At 63.3% G+C, this 20,317-nt stretch carries 19 protein-coding genes; 10 read left to right on the top strand and 9 right to left on the bottom strand.

Features of this window, described 5'->3' with window-relative positions; genetic code table 11:
- Nucleotides 1-16 precede the first annotated feature (16 nt).
- Both APH42_RS20255 and APH42_RS20250 read left to right on the top strand, forming a co-directional pair.
- Entirely contained in the window at nucleotides 17-946 is a 930-nt protein-coding gene (locus tag APH42_RS20255; RefSeq protein ID WP_060494097.1) for a DNA-3-methyladenine glycosylase, read from the top strand.
- A gap of 186 nt (nucleotides 947-1,132) precedes the next feature.
- Nucleotides 1,133-1,393, top strand: a complete 261-nt coding sequence (locus APH42_RS20250) for a DUF1652 domain-containing protein (RefSeq protein ID WP_060494088.1) — start codon at nucleotides 1,133-1,135, stop codon at nucleotides 1,391-1,393.
- 20 nt (nucleotides 1,394-1,413) lie between these two features.
- Here APH42_RS20250 and APH42_RS20245 read toward each other — a convergent pair whose 3' ends face one another.
- The 9 genes from APH42_RS20245 to APH42_RS20205 form a co-directional block, all read right to left on the bottom strand.
- Nucleotides 1,414-2,028: a Yip1 family protein gene (locus APH42_RS20245; RefSeq protein ID WP_012272187.1), complete on the bottom strand. Its 615-nt coding sequence runs from the start codon at nucleotides 2,026-2,028 to the stop codon at nucleotides 1,414-1,416.
- An 86-nt stretch (nucleotides 2,029-2,114) separates the two neighbouring features.
- Nucleotides 2,115-2,402: a hypothetical protein gene (locus APH42_RS20240; RefSeq protein ID WP_012272188.1), complete on the bottom strand. Its 288-nt coding sequence runs from the start codon at nucleotides 2,400-2,402 to the stop codon at nucleotides 2,115-2,117.
- Between the two features lie 167 nt (nucleotides 2,403-2,569).
- Nucleotides 2,570-3,217: a DNA oxidative demethylase AlkB gene (gene alkB, locus APH42_RS20235; RefSeq protein ID WP_041166487.1), complete on the bottom strand. Its 648-nt coding sequence runs from the start codon at nucleotides 3,215-3,217 to the stop codon at nucleotides 2,570-2,572.
- Nucleotides 3,218-3,405: 188 nt separating this feature from the next.
- The gene (locus APH42_RS20230; protein WP_012272190.1) at nucleotides 3,406-4,851 is read right to left on the bottom strand and encodes a curlin; all 1,446 of its coding nucleotides are present in this window, start codon (nucleotides 4,849-4,851) and stop codon (nucleotides 3,406-3,408) included.
- A gap of 16 nt (nucleotides 4,852-4,867) precedes the next feature.
- Nucleotides 4,868-5,341 (bottom strand): curlin, encoded by a 474-nt coding sequence (locus APH42_RS20225; RefSeq protein WP_012272191.1) that lies wholly within the window; start codon nucleotides 5,339-5,341, stop codon nucleotides 4,868-4,870.
- A 16-nt stretch (nucleotides 5,342-5,357) separates the two neighbouring features.
- Complete coding sequence (locus tag APH42_RS20220; protein WP_060494087.1) at nucleotides 5,358-7,589, bottom strand: Ig-like domain-containing protein; 2,232 nt, start codon at nucleotides 7,587-7,589, stop codon at nucleotides 5,358-5,360.
- Between the two features lie 32 nt (nucleotides 7,590-7,621).
- Nucleotides 7,622-8,950, bottom strand: coding sequence for a hypothetical protein (locus APH42_RS20215; protein ID WP_060494086.1), 1,329 nt, complete (start codon nucleotides 8,948-8,950; stop codon nucleotides 7,622-7,624).
- Between the two features lie 310 nt (nucleotides 8,951-9,260).
- Nucleotides 9,261-10,079, bottom strand: coding sequence for a phosphatase PAP2 family protein (locus APH42_RS20210; protein WP_060494085.1), 819 nt, complete (start codon nucleotides 10,077-10,079; stop codon nucleotides 9,261-9,263).
- 2 nt (nucleotides 10,080-10,081) lie between these two features.
- Nucleotides 10,082-10,771, bottom strand: coding sequence for a histidine phosphatase family protein (locus APH42_RS20205; protein WP_012272200.1), 690 nt, complete (start codon nucleotides 10,769-10,771; stop codon nucleotides 10,082-10,084).
- 273 nt (nucleotides 10,772-11,044) lie between these two features.
- Between APH42_RS20205 and APH42_RS20200 the strand changes: the two genes are divergently transcribed.
- The 8 genes from APH42_RS20200 (at nucleotide 11,045) to APH42_RS20165 (ending at nucleotide 20,193) form a co-directional block, all read left to right on the top strand.
- Entirely contained in the window at nucleotides 11,045-11,791 is a 747-nt protein-coding gene (locus tag APH42_RS20200) for a gluconate 2-dehydrogenase subunit 3 family protein (protein WP_060494084.1), read from the top strand.
- Between the two features lie 3 nt (nucleotides 11,792-11,794).
- Nucleotides 11,795-13,579 (top strand): GMC family oxidoreductase, encoded by a 1,785-nt coding sequence (locus APH42_RS20195; protein WP_012272202.1) that lies wholly within the window; start codon nucleotides 11,795-11,797, stop codon nucleotides 13,577-13,579.
- Between the two features lie 12 nt (nucleotides 13,580-13,591).
- The gene (locus APH42_RS20190) at nucleotides 13,592-14,839 is read left to right on the top strand and encodes a cytochrome c (RefSeq protein ID WP_060494083.1); all 1,248 of its coding nucleotides are present in this window, start codon (nucleotides 13,592-13,594) and stop codon (nucleotides 14,837-14,839) included.
- A 220-nt stretch (nucleotides 14,840-15,059) separates the two neighbouring features.
- Complete coding sequence (ptxS, locus tag APH42_RS20185; RefSeq protein ID WP_060494082.1) at nucleotides 15,060-16,079, top strand: transcriptional regulator PtxS; 1,020 nt, start codon at nucleotides 15,060-15,062, stop codon at nucleotides 16,077-16,079.
- Nucleotides 16,080-16,145: 66 nt separating this feature from the next.
- Nucleotides 16,146-16,925: a sugar phosphate isomerase/epimerase gene (locus tag APH42_RS20180; RefSeq protein WP_060494081.1), complete on the top strand. Its 780-nt coding sequence runs from the start codon at nucleotides 16,146-16,148 to the stop codon at nucleotides 16,923-16,925.
- Entirely contained in the window at nucleotides 16,918-17,868 is a 951-nt protein-coding gene (locus APH42_RS20175; RefSeq protein ID WP_060494080.1) for a sugar kinase, read from the top strand. The genes APH42_RS20180 and APH42_RS20175 overlap by 8 nt, the downstream gene beginning before the upstream one ends.
- 59 nt (nucleotides 17,869-17,927) lie before the next feature.
- Nucleotides 17,928-19,220, top strand: a complete 1,293-nt coding sequence (locus APH42_RS20170; protein ID WP_012272207.1) for an MFS transporter — start codon at nucleotides 17,928-17,930, stop codon at nucleotides 19,218-19,220.
- A 10-nt stretch (nucleotides 19,221-19,230) separates the two neighbouring features.
- Complete coding sequence (locus tag APH42_RS20165; protein WP_012272208.1) at nucleotides 19,231-20,193, top strand: D-glycerate dehydrogenase; 963 nt, start codon at nucleotides 19,231-19,233, stop codon at nucleotides 20,191-20,193.
- The last annotated feature ends 124 nt before the right edge of the window (nucleotides 20,194-20,317 follow it).

Genomic DNA, 20,317 nt, shown 5'->3' with positions numbered 1-20,317 from the left:
CTGGCATGATCCACCCATGCCCACCCTCACTCGACAGCACGCCGTGCGCCGATCATTGCCCACCCCCGGCCACCACACCCTGTGGCTGCGCTACCGTGCCCCCTATCATTGGCCCTCGACCCTGGGCTTCCTAGCCGCCCGCTGTATCCCCGGCATCGAAACCTGCCACGACGGCACCTACAGCCGCACCCTGATCGTTGCTGGCCACCACGCCGTCCTGCACGCGACGCCAATGACCAACCAACACCTGCGCGTTCGCCTTGAAGGCGCGCCTTCACACGCGCTGCCCGGCCTGATCGCCAGGCTGAGGCGGGTTTTCGACCTTGACGCCGACCCTGCACGCATCAGCGCCGAGCTGTCTTGCGACCCTTTGATGGCAAACCTGCTCAAGGCGCGCCCCGGGCTGCGTGTGCCGCAAGGCTGGGACGCCTGCGAGCAAGCCATGCGTACCGTACTTGGCCAGCAAATCAGCGTGGCCGGCGCCATGACCCTGGCGGGCCGGCTGGTGCAACGCCACGGCGCCCCGCTGCGTCTGTCGGCACCGGGCTTGAGCCACCTGTTCCCGGCTCTAGCGACATTGGCAAATGCACAGTTCGAAAACATGGGCATGCCGAGCGCGCGCGCCACCACCCTCGCCACCCTGGCCAACGCCTTGCTGGCCGACCCCGGCTTGCTGCGTCGCGGGCAAGTGCTGGATGAGCTATTGCGCAACCTGTGCCGGCTAAAGGGTATCGGGCCGTGGAGCGCCCACTACCTGGCGCTGCGTCAGGCCGGCGCCGCTGATGCCTTGCCGCTGGGTGACGTAGCCTTGATCAAGGCGTTGCGGTTGCTTGAGGGCGACGAGGCGCAACTGGCCGAAAGGGCACTGGACTGGCGCCCGTGGCGGGCTTATGCGGCGCAGCACTTGTGGGCCTCGCTGGGGCCGGCAGGGACCACTCGTCGTTAAGTCGGTCATTGCATTCGAACGCACGGCCTATGCGCAGGATCTTCCACTAAGGTGCTAGAGGATTCCCCGCATCATCATTGCCCCGGCGCATGGACGCCTGCCCGGGCATGCGCAATATCAATTGGCGCCCCGCCCGACAAAGGCGTAATTCCACACAACAGGCCATCGCACAGAGAGGGTCGTACCATGTCGTTGATAGGAGTTTCGATGCTAGAAATGCGGCAGATGATCGAGCAGGCGTGCCTGCCGGATCGCTGTGAAGTCAGCTGCCTGGATGGCGCCCACCTGACCATCCGCCTGGGTCAGGGCCAGAGTCTCGATCAAAGTGTGACCCTTAGCGGGGTCTCGCTGCACAACCTGAACAGTTGCCGTGACCTGGTCAACCTGGTGGGGCAGCTTCATGCGCTACGTGACAACCACCCGGCGCCTCTCAGGTCGATGGCCTGAGGGCGCCCGCCGTGCCCCGGTCAGCCCAAGCTGGCCGGGCGTACGTACTCTGGCATCAGGCCGTTGAACCAGAACAGGATCATCGCCACCAGCATGCTCACCAGCAGCAACAACCCTACACCCCAGACACAGGTTGCAAACAGCATCGCCTGTTCCTTCTTCAGCCGCAGGAATGTCTGCAACCCGCCATAGAGCAACACGCTGGCATAGGCAGAGGCAGCCAGCAGCGCGGCGAAAGCCAGCCAGCGAATAGGCACCAGGCCGACCACCCCGGCAAAGAACCACGGCGTGGCGCAGTAGGCGGCAAAACCAATGCACTGGTTCAGGCTGGGCTGTGCATCGAACCCGCGCGACATCCAGCGGATCATCACCCCCATCAGCATCACCCCCACGACGGTGGTGGCATACAGCAGCCCCGCCAGTTGCGCGGCGCTGCCCATGCTCAGGCGCACTCGCTCCTCAGCCGCCAGGCTCCAGCCGAAGGTGGTGGTGCCGACAAACAGGCACACCGCAGGGACCAGTGCCAGGGCCAACAGGCGCGGCAGGTATTGCTGTGGGTGGTCTTCCTCGGCACGGCGGATATCCAGCCAGGCGTCGGCGGGGTGGGTGAATAGCTTGAGCAACGGACTGTTCATGGCGTTCTCCAGCAGGCATGGGCCTTTTAGCTATGGAGACACGCTGCGGCCAGGCGGTTCAGCCGGGTTGGCCGCCGTTGATCGGCTTACTGCAATTCCAGCAGCAAGTTCAGGCCGCCGTCACCGCATTTGCCCTGGTCGCGGACCACACCACGGTAACTTCGCCCATCCCAGACGAAGGCCACGCTATGCGCACGGTCCACCTTGTCAGGCAGCGGTGGGCAAATGTGCAGGCGCAGCCCAGGGCGGCCTTGCAGGTTGAGGGCGGCGAGCTGGCATTGGCATTCCACGCTCTGCGCCACCGGGCCGAACAGGGTGTCGCGTACGTAATCGAGCTGCAGCGAGGCATTGGGTGCACGGCCAGGCATCTTCATGGGTGCGTGGCTCCGTTGCACAGGCTTGAAGGATTGAGCGGGTAGGGCATGGCGAGCTCCAGACTGAAGAGAGAGCGGCTTAACGTTTGAAGCTTGCCTGGCCAAGATGTTCAATGTGTTTCATGTACGTTCATCTTGTTCGACGTCGATGAGGGAGGGCAGACCCTTCAGGCACCCGCCTTGCGCAAAGTCAGGTTGATACGCCGCTCACCCAGGCGCGGGTGCGTGCCGGGCTTGATCGGTAGCACACCATGGAAGCGCAAGCGGTCTATGCCCCCCCAAACCAACACATCGCCGTGGCTCAGCGGGATGCGCTGGGTTTTGTCGGCGCGCTGCAGACCGCCGAACAGGAACACCGCCGGCAAGCCCAGTGACACCGACACGATCGGTTGGCCGAAATCCTGCTCATCGCGGTCTTGGTGCAGGCTCAGGCGGGTGCCCGGCAAGTAGTGGTTGACCAGGCAGGCATCTGGCACGAAACCCTCGAACCCAGCCAAGGCTGCAGCACGGGCAGCCAGGGCGAGCAAAACCGGGGGCAGGGCGGGCCAGGGCTTGCCGCTAAGTGGGTCGCTGGGGCTGTAGCGGTAGCCGCCTTCGTCACTCACCCAGCCCAGCGAGCCGCAATTGGTCAGGCCTACCGCCATGCGCAGGCCCCCCGGGGTGTGCATGTGCCGGAACGGCGCGGCACGCAGCACTGGGCGCAGGGCGTCGAGCAACGCCTCGGTTTCGGCCAGGGCGAAGCCAGGCAGCAGCACGGTGTGGCTGGCCAGGCGTTGCGGCTGGGGGCCGAACAGGTCGAGGTCGGACTGGATCATGAGGGGCTGCATATGTGTGATGTGTAGCCAGTGTATCCCGATGGATGCAATTGCTGTAGGACCGGCCTTGTGCTGCGAAGAGGCCGGCATAGCTCCCCAGGCGGAGCGAAAGTATGCCAAGGGTTGGGGTATCAAAAAAGGAACCGCGGCACCAGGGAGAGGAGCACCGCGGTTCAAGGGGGAGAGGTTTACTTCTGGGTCACAGTGGCCAGGTTCGCGCTGCCCAGCTGGGTGATGGTGGCGGTTTGGGCGATACCGCTCTGGTCGACGAACGCCTTGTTGCCCTGGCCTCCCTGGGTCACGTAGGCGACGTTGATGCTGTCAGTCTGTTTGATGGTGGCTTCGTTGCCGCTACCGTACAGCTGGTTGGTGTAGCTTTGGTTGGCGTAGCCGGACTGGTCGAGGGTGATGGAGTTGCCGGTGCCCTGGCTGTTGCCGTAGGCATAGTTGTCGGTACCGCGTTGGTCGGCGATCAGGATGTTGTCGGTGCCGTTCTGCTCGAAGTACAGCTCGTTGTTGACGTCATCCTGCTTGGTCTGCATCTGGTTGCCTTTACCCGTCTGGGTCAGCGTGGCCATTTGGTCAGCGCCCTTCTGGGTCAGGTTGACGCCGTTGCCATTGCCCGTCTGGTTGATGGTGGCGTTCTGGTTGGTGCCGAACTGGCCGCCCATCTTGGCGCCTTTCCAGTTGCTGGCGGTGATGCTGTTGCCATTGCCTTTGGTGTTGATGGTCAGGTTGAGGTTTTCACCATTTTGGTAGGTGAAGTGCAGGTTGTTGTTGCCGGTCTGGGTGATGGTGGCGGTCGCGTTGTTGGTCTCGAACTGATCCGACCAGCTGGCGTTGGCATTGCCTTGCTGCGACAGGCTGACCTTGTTGCCGGTACCGAAGCTCTGGTCGATATAGCCTTCGTTCGCCTGGCCGGTCTGGGTCACGGAGGCCTGGCTACCGATCTGGTTGTCCTGCCACACCTCCACCGAGTTGCCGCCACCGTACTGGCCAATGCCGATGGTGCCACCGGTGCCTTCACGCTGGTCGCCATAGGCCCAGTTGTCGTGGCCATCCTGGTAGACCTGAATGTCGCCATCGACATGGTTCAGGTGCTCGGCGGCGGCGTAGTTGTCCTGGCCGGTCTGGTTGACGGTGCTGCGGTTGTTGAGGCCACCGAAGGTTTGCTCGATGAAGGCCTCGTTGCGCTGGCCAGATTGCCAGGTGGTAGCTTTGCTGCCTTCCTGGCTGTCCTGCCATACCGTGGATTTGTTGCCGACGCCTTGCTGGGTTTGCAGCGACTCGTTGTTCAGCCCAACCGACTGGCTGGCGAAGGCGTCGTTGTAGCTGCCTGAAGCCTGCTGTTTGATCTGGCTGCCATTTTCAAACAACTGCTCGGCGTAGCCGGCATTGTACTGGCCAGTGGCGCTCTGCTGGATATCGCTGGTGCTTTCGGTCTGCACCGCCAGGTGGTTGTGGCCCTTGCCGGTCTGGTTCTGGGTGGCCGAGGCAAAGGAAGCCTGGGTCTGGGTGACTTCGGCGATGTTTTCCTTGCCGTCCTGAGTCTGGGACGAGGTGCTGTCAGCAGCCATGGCCTGACCTGCGAGGGCCAGGACGATAGCGGCACTTAACGGAGCGAGCTTGTACATGGTGGTGCCTCCAGGTCTATCGGTATTGGGTGATCTGAACATGCTGGCCATTGCCGGCCTGGGTCACGGAGCTGTTGAGGCCCGAGCCGGACTGCACGATGCTGGCGCTGTTGTCGTTGCCGATCTGCTCGATGGCAGCGCTGTTGCTGCTGCCGCTTTGGCGGATCGACGCGCTGTTGCCATTTCCCTGTTGGCTGATGCTGGCCATCAGGTCATTACCTTCTTGCAGGATGTACGCTTCTTGCGCACCACCGGCCTGGACGATGCGGCCCAACAGGGCCTGACCGTTCTGGTCGAGGGCGGCGCGGTTGCCCGACCCTTGCTGTTCGATCACCGCAGCCTGACCGGCACCGACCGGTAGCAGGCGGATGATCACCGGGTCACCTAGGTCGTTGCCGGGCGCAAGGTCGGCATTGTCCATCAGGTCATCGGCCCAGCTGGCCTGGCCCGCCAGGGCCAGGCTGAACAGCAGTGGATACAGGCGTTTCATGGCGTTTCCCCCGCCTTTACTGCACAACCACGTTGACGGTGCGGGTGGTACCCGGGCTGGTGGTGATGGTTGCCGTCGGCGCGGCGGTCGGGATGATCGTGGTGCTGTTGCTCACTGCCAGACGCCAGCGGCCGTTCACCGGCACCGTGGCGGTACCCAGCGTCTGCACGCCGGTGGTGGTGGTGACCCGGACGGTGACAACGTTGCCCGTGGTTACCGACGAGGTACCGCTGATATCCCAGTTGTACCGGTTGTTGGAGCGCGCCGTGACAGTGGCTGCCGTGACCGCGAAGGTTTCGGCGGCAGGCCGTGGCGATACGTTGACGGTGACCGTGCCTGGGGTAGACAGCGCCCCCAGCGAGTCACGGGCCTGGTAGGTGAAGGTGGTGGTGAAGGCCGTGGTCACCGTGGCCGGTGGGGTGTAGGTCACCGTGGTGCCGTCGGTGCTGACTGTGCCTCGGCCGGCAGCCGGTTGGGTGACGCCAGCAACGGCCAGCGGTACGTTGCCTTCTGGATCGGTGTCGTTGGCCAGCACGTTGATGGTCAATGGCACGCCCAGGGTGGCAACGGTTTCCGGGTTGGCAGTCGGTGCCTGGTTAGGCGCGACGTTGATGGTGACCGTGGCCGGTTCCGACTTCAGCCCCTTGGCGTCCACCGCCCGGTAACTGAAGGTGGCCACCAGCGGTTGCGTGGCCCCGGCTGGCGGGGTGTAGGTAACCGAGGTGGTGCCGTTGAGCACCACGCCGCCAAGGCCGGTTCCAGGCTGGGTCAGGTCGCTGATGGTCAGCGGAACGTTGCCGTCCGGGTCGCTGTCGTTTTGCAGCAGGTTCAGGGTAATCGGCACACCGACACTGGTGCTGCCAACGTCGGCCTGGGCCAGCGGTGGCTGGTTGGCCGCCTCGACCGGTGCGTTGCCGACCACGATCACCGGCTCCACGTCGCTACCCCCATGGGCAGACTTGACCGTAACGGTGGCTGGCGGTTGCGCCACATCGTTGACCGTGAGGCTTTGCAGCGTGCCCGATTTGGACAGGCGGCCATAGCCTTGGGCGAGCATGTCGGGGATGGTGACCTCGTCACTCGACCTGGCCTCGATCAGCAGGCGCTTGTTGGCCCAGTCATAGCGCGCGGTGCTGATCTTGACCACGTCGGTGAGCTTGCTTGACAGCGCGGTCGGCTGGGTGCCGGCGGCACTGTTGCTGGCGGTGACCACCACTACCGCCGGCGGCACGGCCTGGCTGAGCTGCTGGCTGAAGAACAGGCCATTGTTGTCCGCCGTCAGGTTGAACTGGCAGGGCGAAGGCGGCGTGCCGATAAGCGCCAGGCCATTGCGCATGCACAGGCTGGCCTCTTTCGGGGCCTTGGCGAACACTTCCACGCGGGTGCCGCTGCCGTTGCGCGAGTAGGTGGCGCGCTCCAGGGTGACCGGGGTTTGCGCGCGTTGGTCCAGCACCTTGCCCGAGACAGTGAACAACGCAGTCTCGATGCGACCGGGCGGGCCGTCGATGCGGATGAAGTTGGTATTGAACGGGCTGCCCACCACGGCTTCTGGGCGGTTCGGGTCACCAATGAAGGTTTCGGTGGCGCCGGTGTCCGGGTTGACTTCGGTGTAAGGCCCGCCAACCCCTCGCAGCCATGGCCCGAGTGCGCCGTTGAGCGCCCCGGTGAAGTTCCCCGGCGCACCGATACCGATGTCGCGGGTAATGTTGATCGCTCGCCGACCGGGCGAGGTGACGTTGACGGTTTCGACACCGTAAGGGTGCGTAATGGTGTACACACCTGCGCGGGGTACCGATACACGAATACGGATGCGGGCGAAGCTCTGCTGGTCGCCGTCCACCGGGTTTTCGGCGGCAAAGGCCGCTTCCAGGCCTGCGACATAGGCATCCAGTTCATAGCCGCTGTTACCCACGGCAGGGATGGTGGCCTCGGCCAGGAACCAGAACATCTCAGGCGGCCAGTTGTCCGGGAACACCAGCGGCAGCGCATCGTCGTAGATGCCGGGTTCCGGCAGCAGGGTGCACATGTAGGACGGTGCGGCCGGGGTGCCAGGTACGCGGGTACTGGTGGCACGTGACTGGCACAGCTCCAGGGACTGGTTCAGGCCGTCCTTGTACCACATCGGGTAGCCACCGGTGGCGAAGGTGTAGGGCCCTGGGTCCACTTCAGACAACGCGGCAAAGGCAGCGCTGGTAACGGTGAGGGAAAAACCGGCGGCGAACAGCGCACGGCGCGACCAAGTGTTCATGCTGCCTCCTTGAAGGCTGAGCCTTTGTCTGTTCATGGCACCAGCACCACGTCTTCGGTATCGCTACCCCCATTGGCGCTGGTGACCTGCACCTTGGCCGGCGGGATGGGTGAGACGGTCATGCTCAACGTCTTCACCGCGCCGTTGCCGCCAAGGTTGCCGATCAACGTACCGTTGCCGGTATGGGCGGTGAGCACGGGTGGGGTGGTTTCGTCGCTGGTGCTGGCCACCAAGGTCAGCTCGCCGGTGGACAGCCGGTACTGGGCTTGGGTGATGGTGACCAGGTCGGTCAGCGGCACGTTGTGGGTGGTCAGGCTGCTGGTCGGAATCGCCACGCTGTTGTCGGCGGTGAGTGTGAGGATGGTGCCGGCCGCCGGGTTCAGCGCCGATTGGGCGTACCAGGCGCCGGTGCCGTTGGCCTCGGTGAGGCTCAGGTTGGGGGTCTGGCTGGTCAGGGTTACGCTGGCAGGCGGCGGCGGGGCCATCACGAAGATGTCCTGCTGGGCACGCAGGTCGCCATTCTCGGTATGCCGCGAGTACGTGCTGCGCTGTGGCATCAGCGGGGTAGGCAGGGCGACAGTCGAGAGCTTGCCGGAGATTGCGAAAAGTTCGGTACGCAGGTCGATGCCGCCAGGGCCTTCGATGCGGACGAAGTTGGTGTTGAACGGGCTGCCGGTTACCCGTTCTTCCAGGTTCGGGTCGCCGATGAAGCGTTCGTTACCTTCGGTGTAGGGGCCGTTGACACTGCGCAGGAACGGCCCGACATCGCCCTTCAGCGCACCGGTGAAGTCGCCTGCGCCGGCAATGCCGATGTCGCGGGTCATGTTGATCGCACGGCGCCCTGCGGCGGGGACATCGAACACTTCAACGCCGTAGGGGTGGGTGACCACGTAGGTGCCGGCGGTAGGGACATCAACCCGGATACGCACCCGGGCGAAGCTGACCTGGTCACCCTCCACCGGCTCTTCGGCGGCGAATGCCGCTTCGATTGCCGTGCCGTAGCTGAGGTTGATGCCGCGGGCGGCGTCGGCGATGGCGGCGTCGGCAGTGAACCAGAATGCCTCGTCAGGGAAGTTGGTGGGGAAGACGATGGGTTGGGTATCGTCGAACACACCGGGGGTCGGGAGCAGCGTGCACATGTACGACGGTGCGCCGGGCGCGCCGGCGACCCGAGAGCTGACGGCCTTGGTCAGGCACAGGTCGAGGGTTCGACCGTGACTGTCCTGGTACCAGGCGGGGAAGCCGCCGTTGGCGGGGACGTAGGCGCCTGGATCGACAGCGTTCAGGGCAGCCTGCGCCGGAAGCTGGAGCATGCCGGCGAAAATCGCCACTGCCAGCGGGTGGGGTATCGGTCGGTGCATGAGTCAATTCCTCCTGCAAACGGGCCCATGGACTTGGGGCGTCTGGGAGGAGATCGGCAAGAGCTGTGCCAACAGTTGAATATTGCGTTGCAGGCCTTGTGGCGCAGGGGGTGGAGGTTTTCAGCAGGAGGGTTCACAAGCGGCCGGCGGTGGGCAGCGTTCCCCCAAGGTTGGGGATTGGGGGCAAGTAATTCCAACCCAGTTTTCGCACCCCCGCCATGCCAAGGCGAGCACCGGACCTGTGTGAGCAGCACAAGGCTGCTCCAGGGCTAGCTTGGGTGATGGTGCAAACCAGCCGCTGCCACAGGTACTACGCGAAGTCTGCAGTCTGGGTACTAACGGCTTCAGGACTGTGTTCAGGCGCCTGCAACGCGATGCGTCCATAGAAAAACAATGCCGTTGCCCAGGTTGTCAGCCAGACAAAGATCCCAGCCCAGAAGGTATGGGACATATAGTGCCAACCCTGCAGCACCCGGGTAGTGCCGTACACGAACCCGATCAACAAAATAGCCACCAGCAACTTGCGTGCATGCGCCCACCGGTGACGAAGTGCAACGAAATACAGCGCCAACAAGGTAAACCCGCTGGAAGCATGGCCACCCGGCCAGCAACGGCCATCGCCGGCCTTGCTCCACAAGGAAAAGTTTTCGAACCATTCGACCCGGGCGTGCGAGCCGCCATACAGCGTGGTTTCCACGGGGCAATACACGCTGGTGTGGCTTTTCAGGTAATGAATCACGGTTGTGCTCAGCGCAAACGCCACCACAATAAACAGCAAGTCGCGGCGGTGTTGGGTGGTAAAACGCAGCACCGGGGCGATTCGGGCCTTTTCCAACACCCGGGTCAGGCCCCCTTGAGGGCGGTTGGCCAGGCGCGGCCAGATGAACGACAGCAGGCTGCCGATGACGGCCAGCTCACCCGTCCAGTCCGGCAGGATGCGCGGCCATTTGTGCGTGGCTTTCTCGAACCACTGGTTGTGCAGCAGCGGGAACTGCCCAGTGGCCGGGTCGAGCAGCAGGTTGCTAATCCAGCGATCGAGCTCCGTGAGGTCGAATGCCATGAACACGATGGCGGCCAGCAACAGCGGCAGCAGCAGGTTGTTGCGGTAGAAGGTGGCGCGGGAGGGCATGTTCAGAGTTCCTTGGCTTCAACGAGTTTGCGCCATTCACTGGCTGCTATCTGGCCCAGCATTTTCGCCTTGCCATCGCTGCCCTGGGTAATGAACAGGGCGCTGGCATAGCTGTTGGACATCGCGCTTGAGGGCACTTCTAGCGCCTGTTCCAGCCGCTCCATGCAGCCGCTGTGGCTGACCAGCACGAGGTTGTGGCCGTTTCGCTTGAGCGCCAGGGCGTTTTCGGCAAAGTCGCCGTCACACTGATTAAGCCAGTCTTGCGTGGCAATGGTTTTACCGAACATGGCGTGTGCGGTCTGCCGGGTGCGCACCTCCGGGCTGGCCCAGACATCGGCTGCGCTCAGGCCGAGGTGTTGCAGGCCGAGGCCTACATTGGCCGCCACCTGGCTGCCCGCGACCGTGATACCGCTGGGGTCACCCAGGCAGGCACCGCTGGAGCGGTCGCAGCGTTCAGCATGGCGCAGCACCACAATCACCGAGCCTTTCGCCCAGGCGGCCTCGAGCCCGCTGCGTTGCAGGTGATGCGGGTTGCCCAGGTTTGGGATGGCCATGTGGGCATGCGCCCAGGCTGCTGCCGCGCCCAGCACGAACAGCATGCACAGGACTGCCAATTGCGCCGCACCCCAAGGCAGTCGGTATACCTGCGCAAGCCGTGAGGCGGGGGATTTGTCGATAACGCCTTGCAGCATATTGCCACTCCAGTCAGCTCGCTCCATACGAGAGCGTCGGCACTGTAGGCGGTGGAATGTCGGCAGAGAGTGAGGCAGGTGTGAAAAAAGCCTTATCGGACAGCCGTACGGGGGTGGCTTGAGCTGTAATAAGTCAAGTATGAAACCGGTTTCAAAACATTTCTGAACGCGCTAGATTATTCGGCTGTCTTCTTGATGGCCTATCAAGATCACCCCCTAAAGAAATCAGATGGCGCTTTCCAAGGCCGCCGCACAGCCGAATGAGGACTTCCAATGCCTGAGCATGCCCCAGACAACCCGCGCAGGGATTTTCTGCGCAAGACCTTGACCCTGATCCCTGTCGTTACCGTGGCCAGCACAGGGCTGGGCGTGGGCGCCAGCCAGCTGCTTGCGGCCCCGCAAGCGCATCAGCAACCCAACGTGCCGGCCACGCCACCCGCGGGCGACTATCAGCCGACGTTCTTCAGTGGCGAAGAGTGGGCTTTTGTCCAAGCTGCCGTGTCGCGCATCATCCCGGCCGATGAACTTGGCCCCGGCGCACTCGAAGCCGGCGCCGCCGAATTCATCGACCGGCAGATGAACACTCCCTATGCGACGGGTGCACAGTGGTACATGCAAGGCCCGTTCAACGCCGACGCGGCGCCCGAGCTGGGCTATCAGCTACAGCTCAACCCACAACAGATCTACCGCCTGGGCATCGCTGCCGTGGACGGCTGGTGCAAAACCAACGGCGGGCAGCCTTTTGCTGCGCAAGATAGCGCTACCCGAGACCGTATTCTCAGCAAGGTCGAGGCAGGCGAGCTGGTGTTCGATACCGTTCCGGCCAAGGTGTTCTTCAGCTTGCTGGTGCAAAACACCCGTGAAGGGTTCTTCTGCGACCCGATCCATGGTGGCAACAAAGGCATGGTCGGCTGGACCCAGATTGGTTTCCCCGGCGCCCGCGCCGACTTCATGGACTGGGTCGAGCGCAACGAGCCTTACCCGTTTCCGGCTGTATCGATTCGCGGCGAGAGGGCTTGAAGCATGGCGACTGTGTTGAACAAAGTGGATGCCGTGATCGTCGGCTTCGGCTGGGCCGGCGCGATCATGGCCAAGGAGCTGACTGAAGCGGGTCTGCACGTGGTAGCCCTGGAGCGTGGGCCGATGCAGGACACCTACCCGGAAGGCAGCTACCCGCAGGTGATCGATGAGCTGACCTACAGCGTGCGCAAGAAGCTGTTCGTCGATGTATCGAAAGAAACTGTCACTGTCCGCCATAGCGTGAACGACGTGGCGCTGCCCAACCGCCAGCTCGGTGCCTTCCTGCCAGGTAAGGGCGTTGGCGGTGCAGGCCTGCACTGGTCGGGCGTGCACTTTCGGGTCGACCCGGTCGAGTTGCGCCTGCGCAGCCACTACGAAGAGCGCTACGGGCGCACGTTCATCCCCGAGGGCATGACCATCCAGGACTTCGGCGTCAGTTACGAAGAACTGGAGCCGTATTTCGACTTTGCCGAAAAGGTTTTCGGCACTTCAGGCCAGGCGTGGACCGTCAAAGGCAAGGTGGTCGGTGAAGGGAAGGGCGGCAACCCCTATGCACCGGACCGTTCCAACCCGTTCCCACTGCCTGCGCAGAAGAACGTTGTATCGGCCAGGTTGTTCGAAAAGGCCGCCACGGGCCTGGGCTACAAACCCTACAACTTGCCCTCGGCAAACACCTCCGGCCCCTACACCAACCCCTACGGTGCGCAAATGGGGCCGTGCAACTTCTGTGGTTTTTGCAGCGGCTACGTGTGCTACATGTACTCCAAGGCCTCGCCCAACGTGAACATTCTGCCGGCGCTGCGCCAGGTGCCCAACTTCGAGTTGCGGCCCAATGCCCACGTGCTGCGGGTGAACCTGGACGATAGCAAGCGCAAGGCTACCGGTGTGACCTATATCGATGCCCAGGGGCGCGAGGTGGAGCAGCCAGCGGAGCTGGTGATCCTGGCGGCGTTCCAGTTCAACAACGTTCGCCTGATGCTGCTTTCCGGCATTGGCAAGCCTTACGACCCGGTGAAGAACGAAGGTGTGGTCGGGCGTAACTTCGCCTACCAGAACATGGGGACGGTCAAGGCGTTCTTCGACAAGAGCACCTACACCAACAACTTTATCGGCGCGGGTGGCAATGGCATTGCCATTGACGACTTCAATGCCGACAACTTCGACCATGGCCCGCACGGCTTTGTCGGCGGCTCGCCGATGTGGGTGAACCAGGCCGGCAGCCGGCCAATTGCCGGCATCTCCAACCCGCCGGGCACGCCGGCCTGGGGCAGTGCCTGGAAGAAAGCCACAGCGGACTACTACACCCACCAGGTGTCGATGGACGCCCACGGCGCTCACCAGTCCTACCGTGGCAACTACCTGGACCTCGACCCCACGTACCGCGACGCCTACGGCCAGCCGCTGTTGCGCATGACCTTCGACTGGCAGGAGAACGACATCAAGATGAACCAGTTCATGGTCGGCAAGCTGAGCAAGATCGCCCAGGCGATGAACCCCAAGGCCATTGCCGTGCTGGGCAAGCAGGTGAAGGATCACTTCAACACCGCCAGTTACCAGACCACCCACCTGAACGGTGGCGCGATCATGGGCACCGACCCGAAAACCAGTGCACTGAACCGCTACCTGCAAAGCTGGGACGTGCACAACGTGTTCGTCCCGGGCGCTTCGGCGTTCCCGCAGGGGTTGGGGTACAACCCGACCGGGCTGGTGGCCGCGCTGACCTATTGGTCGGCCCGCGCCATCCGCGAGCAGTACCTGAAAAACCCCGGCCCGCTGGTTCAGGCCTGAGGAGCGATGAGCATGAAGACAATGTTGATCGCAACCCTGCTGCTGGGTGCCGGTACGGCTGCGCAGGCGGCCACCCATGACGATGCGCAGGTGCGCCAAGGTGCATACCTGGCCCGCGCCGGTGATTGTGTGGCCTGCCACACCGCCAAGGGCGGCAAGCCTTTTGCCGGTGGCTTGCCGATGGAAACGCCAATCGGCACGGTGTATTCCACCAACATCACCCCGGCAGCCAGCGGCATTGGCCAGTACAGCTTCGAGGACTTCGACCAGGCGGTGCGCAAGGGTATCGGCAAGGACGGCAGCACCCTGTACCCGGCCATGCCGTATCCGTCATATGCACGGGTCAGCGAGCAGGACATGCAGGCGCTGTACGCCTACTTCATGAAGGGCGTGGAGCCGGTCGAGCAGCCGAACAAGGCCACCGACATTCCTTGGCCACTGAGCATGCGTTGGCCGCTGGCAATCTGGCGTGGCCTGTTCGCACCAGAGGCCAAGCCTTGGCAGGCCTCGGCGGCAGCCGACCCGGTGGTCAACCGTGGTGCGTACCTGGTCGAAGGGCTTGGGCATTGTGGCGCCTGCCATACGCCACGAGCGCTGACCATGCAGGAAAAAGCGCTGAGCCCTGCGGATGGCGAGCAGTTTCTGGCCGGCAGCGCTCCGCTGGACGGCTGGATTGCCAAGAACCTGCGTGGCGATCACCAGGACGGGCTGGGCAGCTGGAGCGAGGCGCAGCTGGTGCAGTTCCTCAAGACTGGGCGCAGCGATCGCAGCGCCGTGTTCGGCGGCATGAGCGACGTGGTCGAGCACAGCATGCAGCACATGACGGATGCCGACCTGACCGCGATCGCCCGCTACCTGAAGACCTTGCCGCCGAGCAACCCCGACGACCAGCCGCACGTCTACGACAAGCAGGTGGCGCAGGCGCTGTGGAACGGTGATGACAGCAAGCCTGGGGCGGCGGTGTACATCGACAATTGCGCGGCCTGCCACCGCACCGATGGCCAGGGCTACACCCGAGTGTTCCCAGCGCTGGCCGGTAACCCCGTGGTGCAAACCACGGATGCCACATCGTTGATCCATGTGGTGTTGGCGGGGGGCACGGTACCGGCAACGCATACCGCGCCATCGAACTTCACCATGCCAGCGTTCGGTTGGCGCCTGAGTGACCAGGAGGTTGCCGAGGTGGTGAATTTCATTCGCAGCAGCTGGGGTAACCAGGGCGGCGCCGTTACGGCCAGTGATGTGAAGTCGCTTCGCTGACCTCTTACGTGCATCCTGATGCATTGGGGGGGCGGGGTTAACCCGCTCCCTTATTCGGCGTCTTAAAATTACTGTTATATCAGTATCTTAAGTAGCTTATATAATCTCGAATACCATATCGGCTTCAACATTACTGACTAACGGTATGTTGACGAATTGCCACAGATTTGCTGTATTGAAACCGGTTTCATCGCAATCACAATAATCACAAGGACAACCCATGATCGACGCGCCTGCCCATGCCCGCGAACGGGTCACCATCAGCGAAGTAGCGCGTGTCGCTGGCGTTTCCAAAGCCACCGTCTCCCGTTACATCGGTGGCGATCGTCAATTGCTGGCCGACGCTACCGCCAAGCGCCTGGAAGAGGTCATCGAGCGCCTCGGCTACCGCCCCAACCAGATGGCCCGCGGCCTCAAGCGCGGCCAGACGCGACTGATCGGCATGCTGGTAGCCGATATTCTCAACCCCTATTCAGTGGCCGTGATGCATGGTGTGGAAACCGCCTGCCGTCAGCACGGTTACAGCCTGGTGGTGTGCAACACCAACCGTGACGACGAGCAGGAACGTCACCACTTGGAGGCCCTGCAGAGCTACAACGTCGAAGGGTTGATCGTGAACACCCTGGGTCATCACCCCGGTGAACTGCTCAACCTGCAGCGTGACATCCCCATGGTGTTGGTCGACCGCCAGTTGCCCGAACTGAACGTGGACCTGGTCGGCCTGGACAATGCCGACGCGGTCGAGCAGGCCCTCGACCACCTGCAGGCCCAAGGCTACCGCGATATCCTGGCAGTCAGTGAACCCCTCGATGGCACCAGCTCACGCCTGGAGCGGGTGCAGGCGTTCGGTGCGTCGGTCAGCCGCCGGCCCGGCATGCGTCAGCAAGTACTGGAAACCAGCACGGGGCTGCAGGGCCAGCTGGCTTCGTTTCTCGCCCGCCATAGCCATGGCCCACAAGCCATCTTCACCTTCAACGGCGTAGCGACCTTGGCGGTAACCCGGGCCTTGCAAGAGGCCGGGTGCAACTTGTTTGCCGACGTCGGGTTGATCGCCCTCGACGACCTGGACTGGTACCCCTTGGTTGGCAAAGGCATCACTGCACTGGCCCAGCCTACCGAACGCATCGGTGAGGCGGCTTTCGAAAGCCTGCTCGGCCGCCTTCGCGGCGACAGCGGGGCAGCGCGGCGCATCGACTTCAAGGCCGACCTGATCATCCGCGGCTCAACCCAACCCCAGTAAGCAACGGCAGGCCTGTGTCCGCCGCTGCCGATCAAAAATGAAACCGGTTTCATAAGGATAAAAACAATGCACCCGAACCCCGTTTCCATCAGCCTTTCCAGCTACGGTGCCGACTTTGTGCGGCAACGTGGCCAAGAGCAGTTCCTGGACTTGCTGGCAGCCGCTGGCGTTAGCCGAGTGGAATTGCGCGAAGAACTGTTCGCCAGTGCACCTGACGCTTCCGCCCTGGGTGCGGTCATTGCCGCATTGCACCTGGAGTGCCTGTATTCGACACCCCTTGAACTGTGGACCACGCAAGGCATGCCCGATCCACTCCTGGTCCACAAGCTGGAAATCGCCCGAGCGCTTGGCGCGGTGGCGCTGAAGGTTTCACTGGGCCATTTCAATGAGCGCTGCGATATGGCAGCCCTGGCGGCAGTGCTGCCAGCACATGGGCCGCTGCTGCTGGTTGAAAACGATCAGACCACCCAAGGAGGCAGGATCGAACCCCTGGTGGAGTTTTTCCAGAATGCCGAGCAGTTACGGCTGCGCCTGGGGATGACGTTCGATATCGGTAACTGGCAGTGGCAGGGTGAGGCTGCGGGGCAAGCCGCACGGCAACTTGGCCGTTGGGTGCAGTACGTGCACTGCAAGGCTGTGCAGCGCCGGGCCGATGGCCGCCTGGTTGCCATACCGCCCCAGGCGGCGGACCTACACGAGTGGGCAACGCTGCTGGCCGAGTTCGCGCCTGGCGTGGTACGCGCCGTCGAGTACCCCTTGGTTGGCGAAGACCTGCTGGCGCTGACCCGCGCCCAGGTGCGTAGCCTGTCTGCGCTGGGCGCGGAGCAGGAGGTGGCCCATGCATGAGCATGACGTGCTGTGTTTCGGCGAGACCATGGCCATGTTCGTTGCCGAGCAAACCGGCGACCTGGCCAGTGTCGAGCAGTTTGGCAAACGCATCGCCGGTGCGGACAGCAACGTGGCCATCGGCCTGGCGCGGCTGGGTTTCAACGTGCGCTGGCTGAGCCGGGTAGGTGACGATTCGCTGGGCCGTTTCGTGCTCGACAGCTTGCGCCGCGAAGGCCTGGACTGTTCTGGCGTGGAGGTGGATGCCAGCTACCCCACCGGTTTTCAGCTCAAGGCCCGCTGCGATGATGGCAGCGACCCGTCGGTGGAGTACTTCCGCCGTGGCTCGGCAGCCCGTCGGCTGTCGCCAGCGCTGATTCATTCAGACGTGCTGCAAGCACGCCATCTGCACGCCACCGGCATTCCGCCGGCGCTGTCGGACAGTTGCCGGGCGCTGTCCCACGCGCTGCTGGACGCCATGCGCGCAGCGGGGCGCAGTATTTCGTTCGACCCCAACCTGCGCCCCTCGCTGTGGCCTGATCAAAGCAGCATGGTGCGCGAAATCAATGCCCTGGCGACCAAGGCCGACTGGGTTCTACCGGGCCTGGAAGAGGGGCGGTTGCTGACTGGCCAGCAAACACCGGCGAACATCGCCGCGTTCTACCTTGACCAAGGGGTTGAGCTGGTCATCATCAAACTGGGCGAGGCCGGCGCCTACTTTCGCAGCGCCAAGGGCGAAGGGCAGGTAGCGGCGGTGCCGGTCAGCCATGTGGTGGATACCGTTGGTGCCGGCGATGCCTTTGCCGTCGGCGTGCTCAGTGCGCTGCTGGAGGGCCGTGCAGTGGCTGAGGCCGTGGCGCGTGGTAACTGGTGCGGCAGCCGTGCCGTGCAATCGCGGGGCGACATGGAAGGCCTGCCGCTGCGCCACGAGCTGGAGGCCCACAACCTGCGCAGAAGCGCTTGACCCAACCAACCCCGAATCACCTGTTGCAACAAAAACAACAAGCTCAGGAGAAACAAACCATGCAAAGCCCAAGCCTGGCACCTCGCCGTTGGTGGTACATCATCCCAATCGTGTTCTTCACTTATAGCCTGGCGTACCTGGACCGCGCCAATTACGGTTTCGCCGCCGCCTCTGGCATGGCCGACGACCTGCAAATCACTCCCGTGCTGTCTTCGCTGCTGGGTGCGCTGTTCTTTCTCGGTTACTTCTTCTTCCAGGTACCCGGTGCCATCTACGCCGAAAAGCGCAGTGTGAAGAAGCTGATCTTCGTCTGCCTGATCCTTTGGGGCGGCCTTGCCACGCTTACCGGCATGGTCAGCAACGTCTACATGCTGATCGGAATCCGCTTCCTGCTTGGGGTGGTGGAGGCGGCGGTCATGCCGGCAATGCTGGTGTACCTGTGCCATTGGTTCACCCGTGCCGAGCGCTCGCGTGCCAATACCTTTCTGATGCTCGGCAACCCGGTGACCATCTTGTGGATGTCGGTGGTGTCGGGGTACTTGATCAAACATTACGACTGGCGCTGGATGTTCATCATCGAAGGCCTGCCAGCTGTGATCTGGGCGTTCTTCTGGTGGCGCCTGGTGGATGACCGCCCGGCCCAGGTCAGCTGGCTGAGCGCACAGGAGAAGGCCGCCCTTGCGCAAGCACTGGCCGCCGAGCAGCAGGGCATCAAGCCAGTGAAAAACTACCGCGAGGCGTTCCGCTCGCCGCAGGTGATCATCCTGGCGCTGCAGTATTTCTGCTGGAGTATTGGCGTATATGGCTTCGTGCTGTGGCTGCCGTCGATTCTCAAGCAAGCGGCGAACGTCGATATCGTGCAGGCCGGCTGGCTGGCCTCGGTGCCGTACCTGGCAGCGGTGCTGGCGATGGTGGGCGTGTCCTGGGCGTCCGACCGCCTGCAAAAACGCAAGCGTTTCGTCTGGCCGCCACTGCTGATTGCCGCCGTGGCGTTCTATGGCTCGTACGCCTTGGGCACTGAGCACTTCTGGCTGTCGTATACGTTGCTGGTGGTCGCCGGCGCCTGCATGTACGCACCCTATGGCCCGTTCTTCGCGATCGTGCCCGAGATCCTGCCGGCCAACGTCGCAGGCGGTGCCATGGCGCTGATCAACAGCATGGGCGCGCTGGGCTCGTTCGGTGGCTCGTGGCTGGTGGGCTACCTCAATGGTGCAACAGGTGGGCCTGGCGCCTCTTACCTGTTCATGTGTGGTGCGCTGCTGAGCGCAGTGGCGCTTACCGCTGCACTCAATACTTCCCAAATGTCTGGCCGGGCAAAGCGCGATAGCGCGCAACTGGCCGTGAACCCTTAGGACACTTGCAATGAAGAAGCGAATTGTTCTGTATAAACGCCTGCCCGCTGACTTGATGGCACGCCTGCAAGCGCGCGTTGAGGTGACCTGGGTAGATACGGCCCAGCCCGATGGCCTGGCCCGCTTGCGCGATGCGTTGCCGGGCGCGCACGGGTTGCTCGGGGCCAGTGTGCGCCTGGATGCCAGCCTGCTTGACCTGGCGCCTCAGCTGGAAGTGGTGTCCAGCGTTTCGGTGGGCGTGGACAACTACGATGTTGCCGAACTCAGCCGCCGTGGTGTGAAGCTGACCAACACGCCCGACGTGCTGACCGAAACCACCGCCGACACCGGCTTTGCCCTGCTCCTGGCCACCGCCAGGCGGGTGGTGGAGCTGGCGAACTGGGTGCGTGATGGCCATTGGCAGGCCAACCTGGGGCCTGCACATTTTGGCAGTGATGTGCACGGCAAGACGCTGGGCATCGTCGGCATGGGCCGCATCGGCGAGGCCTTGGCCCGGCGCGCATCCGCCGGCTTTGGCATGCGTGTGCTGTACCACAGCCAGCGCCCCAAGCCCGAGGTGGAGGCACGCTATGGCGCAAGCAAATGCAGCCTGGATGCCTTGTTGCAGCAGGCGGATTTCGTTTGCCTGACGGTGCCGCTGAACGCCAGCACCGAAGGCCTGATCGGCACACGGGAACTGGCGTTGATGAAGCCCGAAGCAATCCTGGTGAACATCTCGCGTGGGCGTGTGGTGGATGAACAAGCGCTGATCGAAGCGCTGCGGAACCGGCGCATTCGCGGCGCGGGGCTTGATGTGTTCGTGCAGGAGCCGCTGGCGACAGACTCGCCGCTATTGCAGCTCGATAACGTCGTAGCGACCCCGCATATCGGCTCAGCGACCGAGGAAACCCGCCAGGCCATGGCGCGTTGCGCGGTGGACAACCTGCTCAGCGCGCTGGCCGGTGAGCGGCCGTTGAACCTGGTCAACGGCTAGCGCGAACCCTGGTACTTGCACAAGGCCGCTCACACAAGTGAAGGCCCCGCAAGTCAAGTCATCGGCAGTTACCCGCCTTGCGGTAGCCCGCTGCCTGCGCTTCACCTTCGGTGGCGAACGTAAC

Origin of the sequence: Pseudomonas sp. NBRC 111140, assembly GCF_001320885.1 — a bacterium.
Classification (GTDB): domain Bacteria; phylum Pseudomonadota; class Gammaproteobacteria; order Pseudomonadales; family Pseudomonadaceae; genus Aquipseudomonas; species Aquipseudomonas putida_P.
This window is presented reverse-complemented; position numbering and strand designations above follow the sequence as displayed.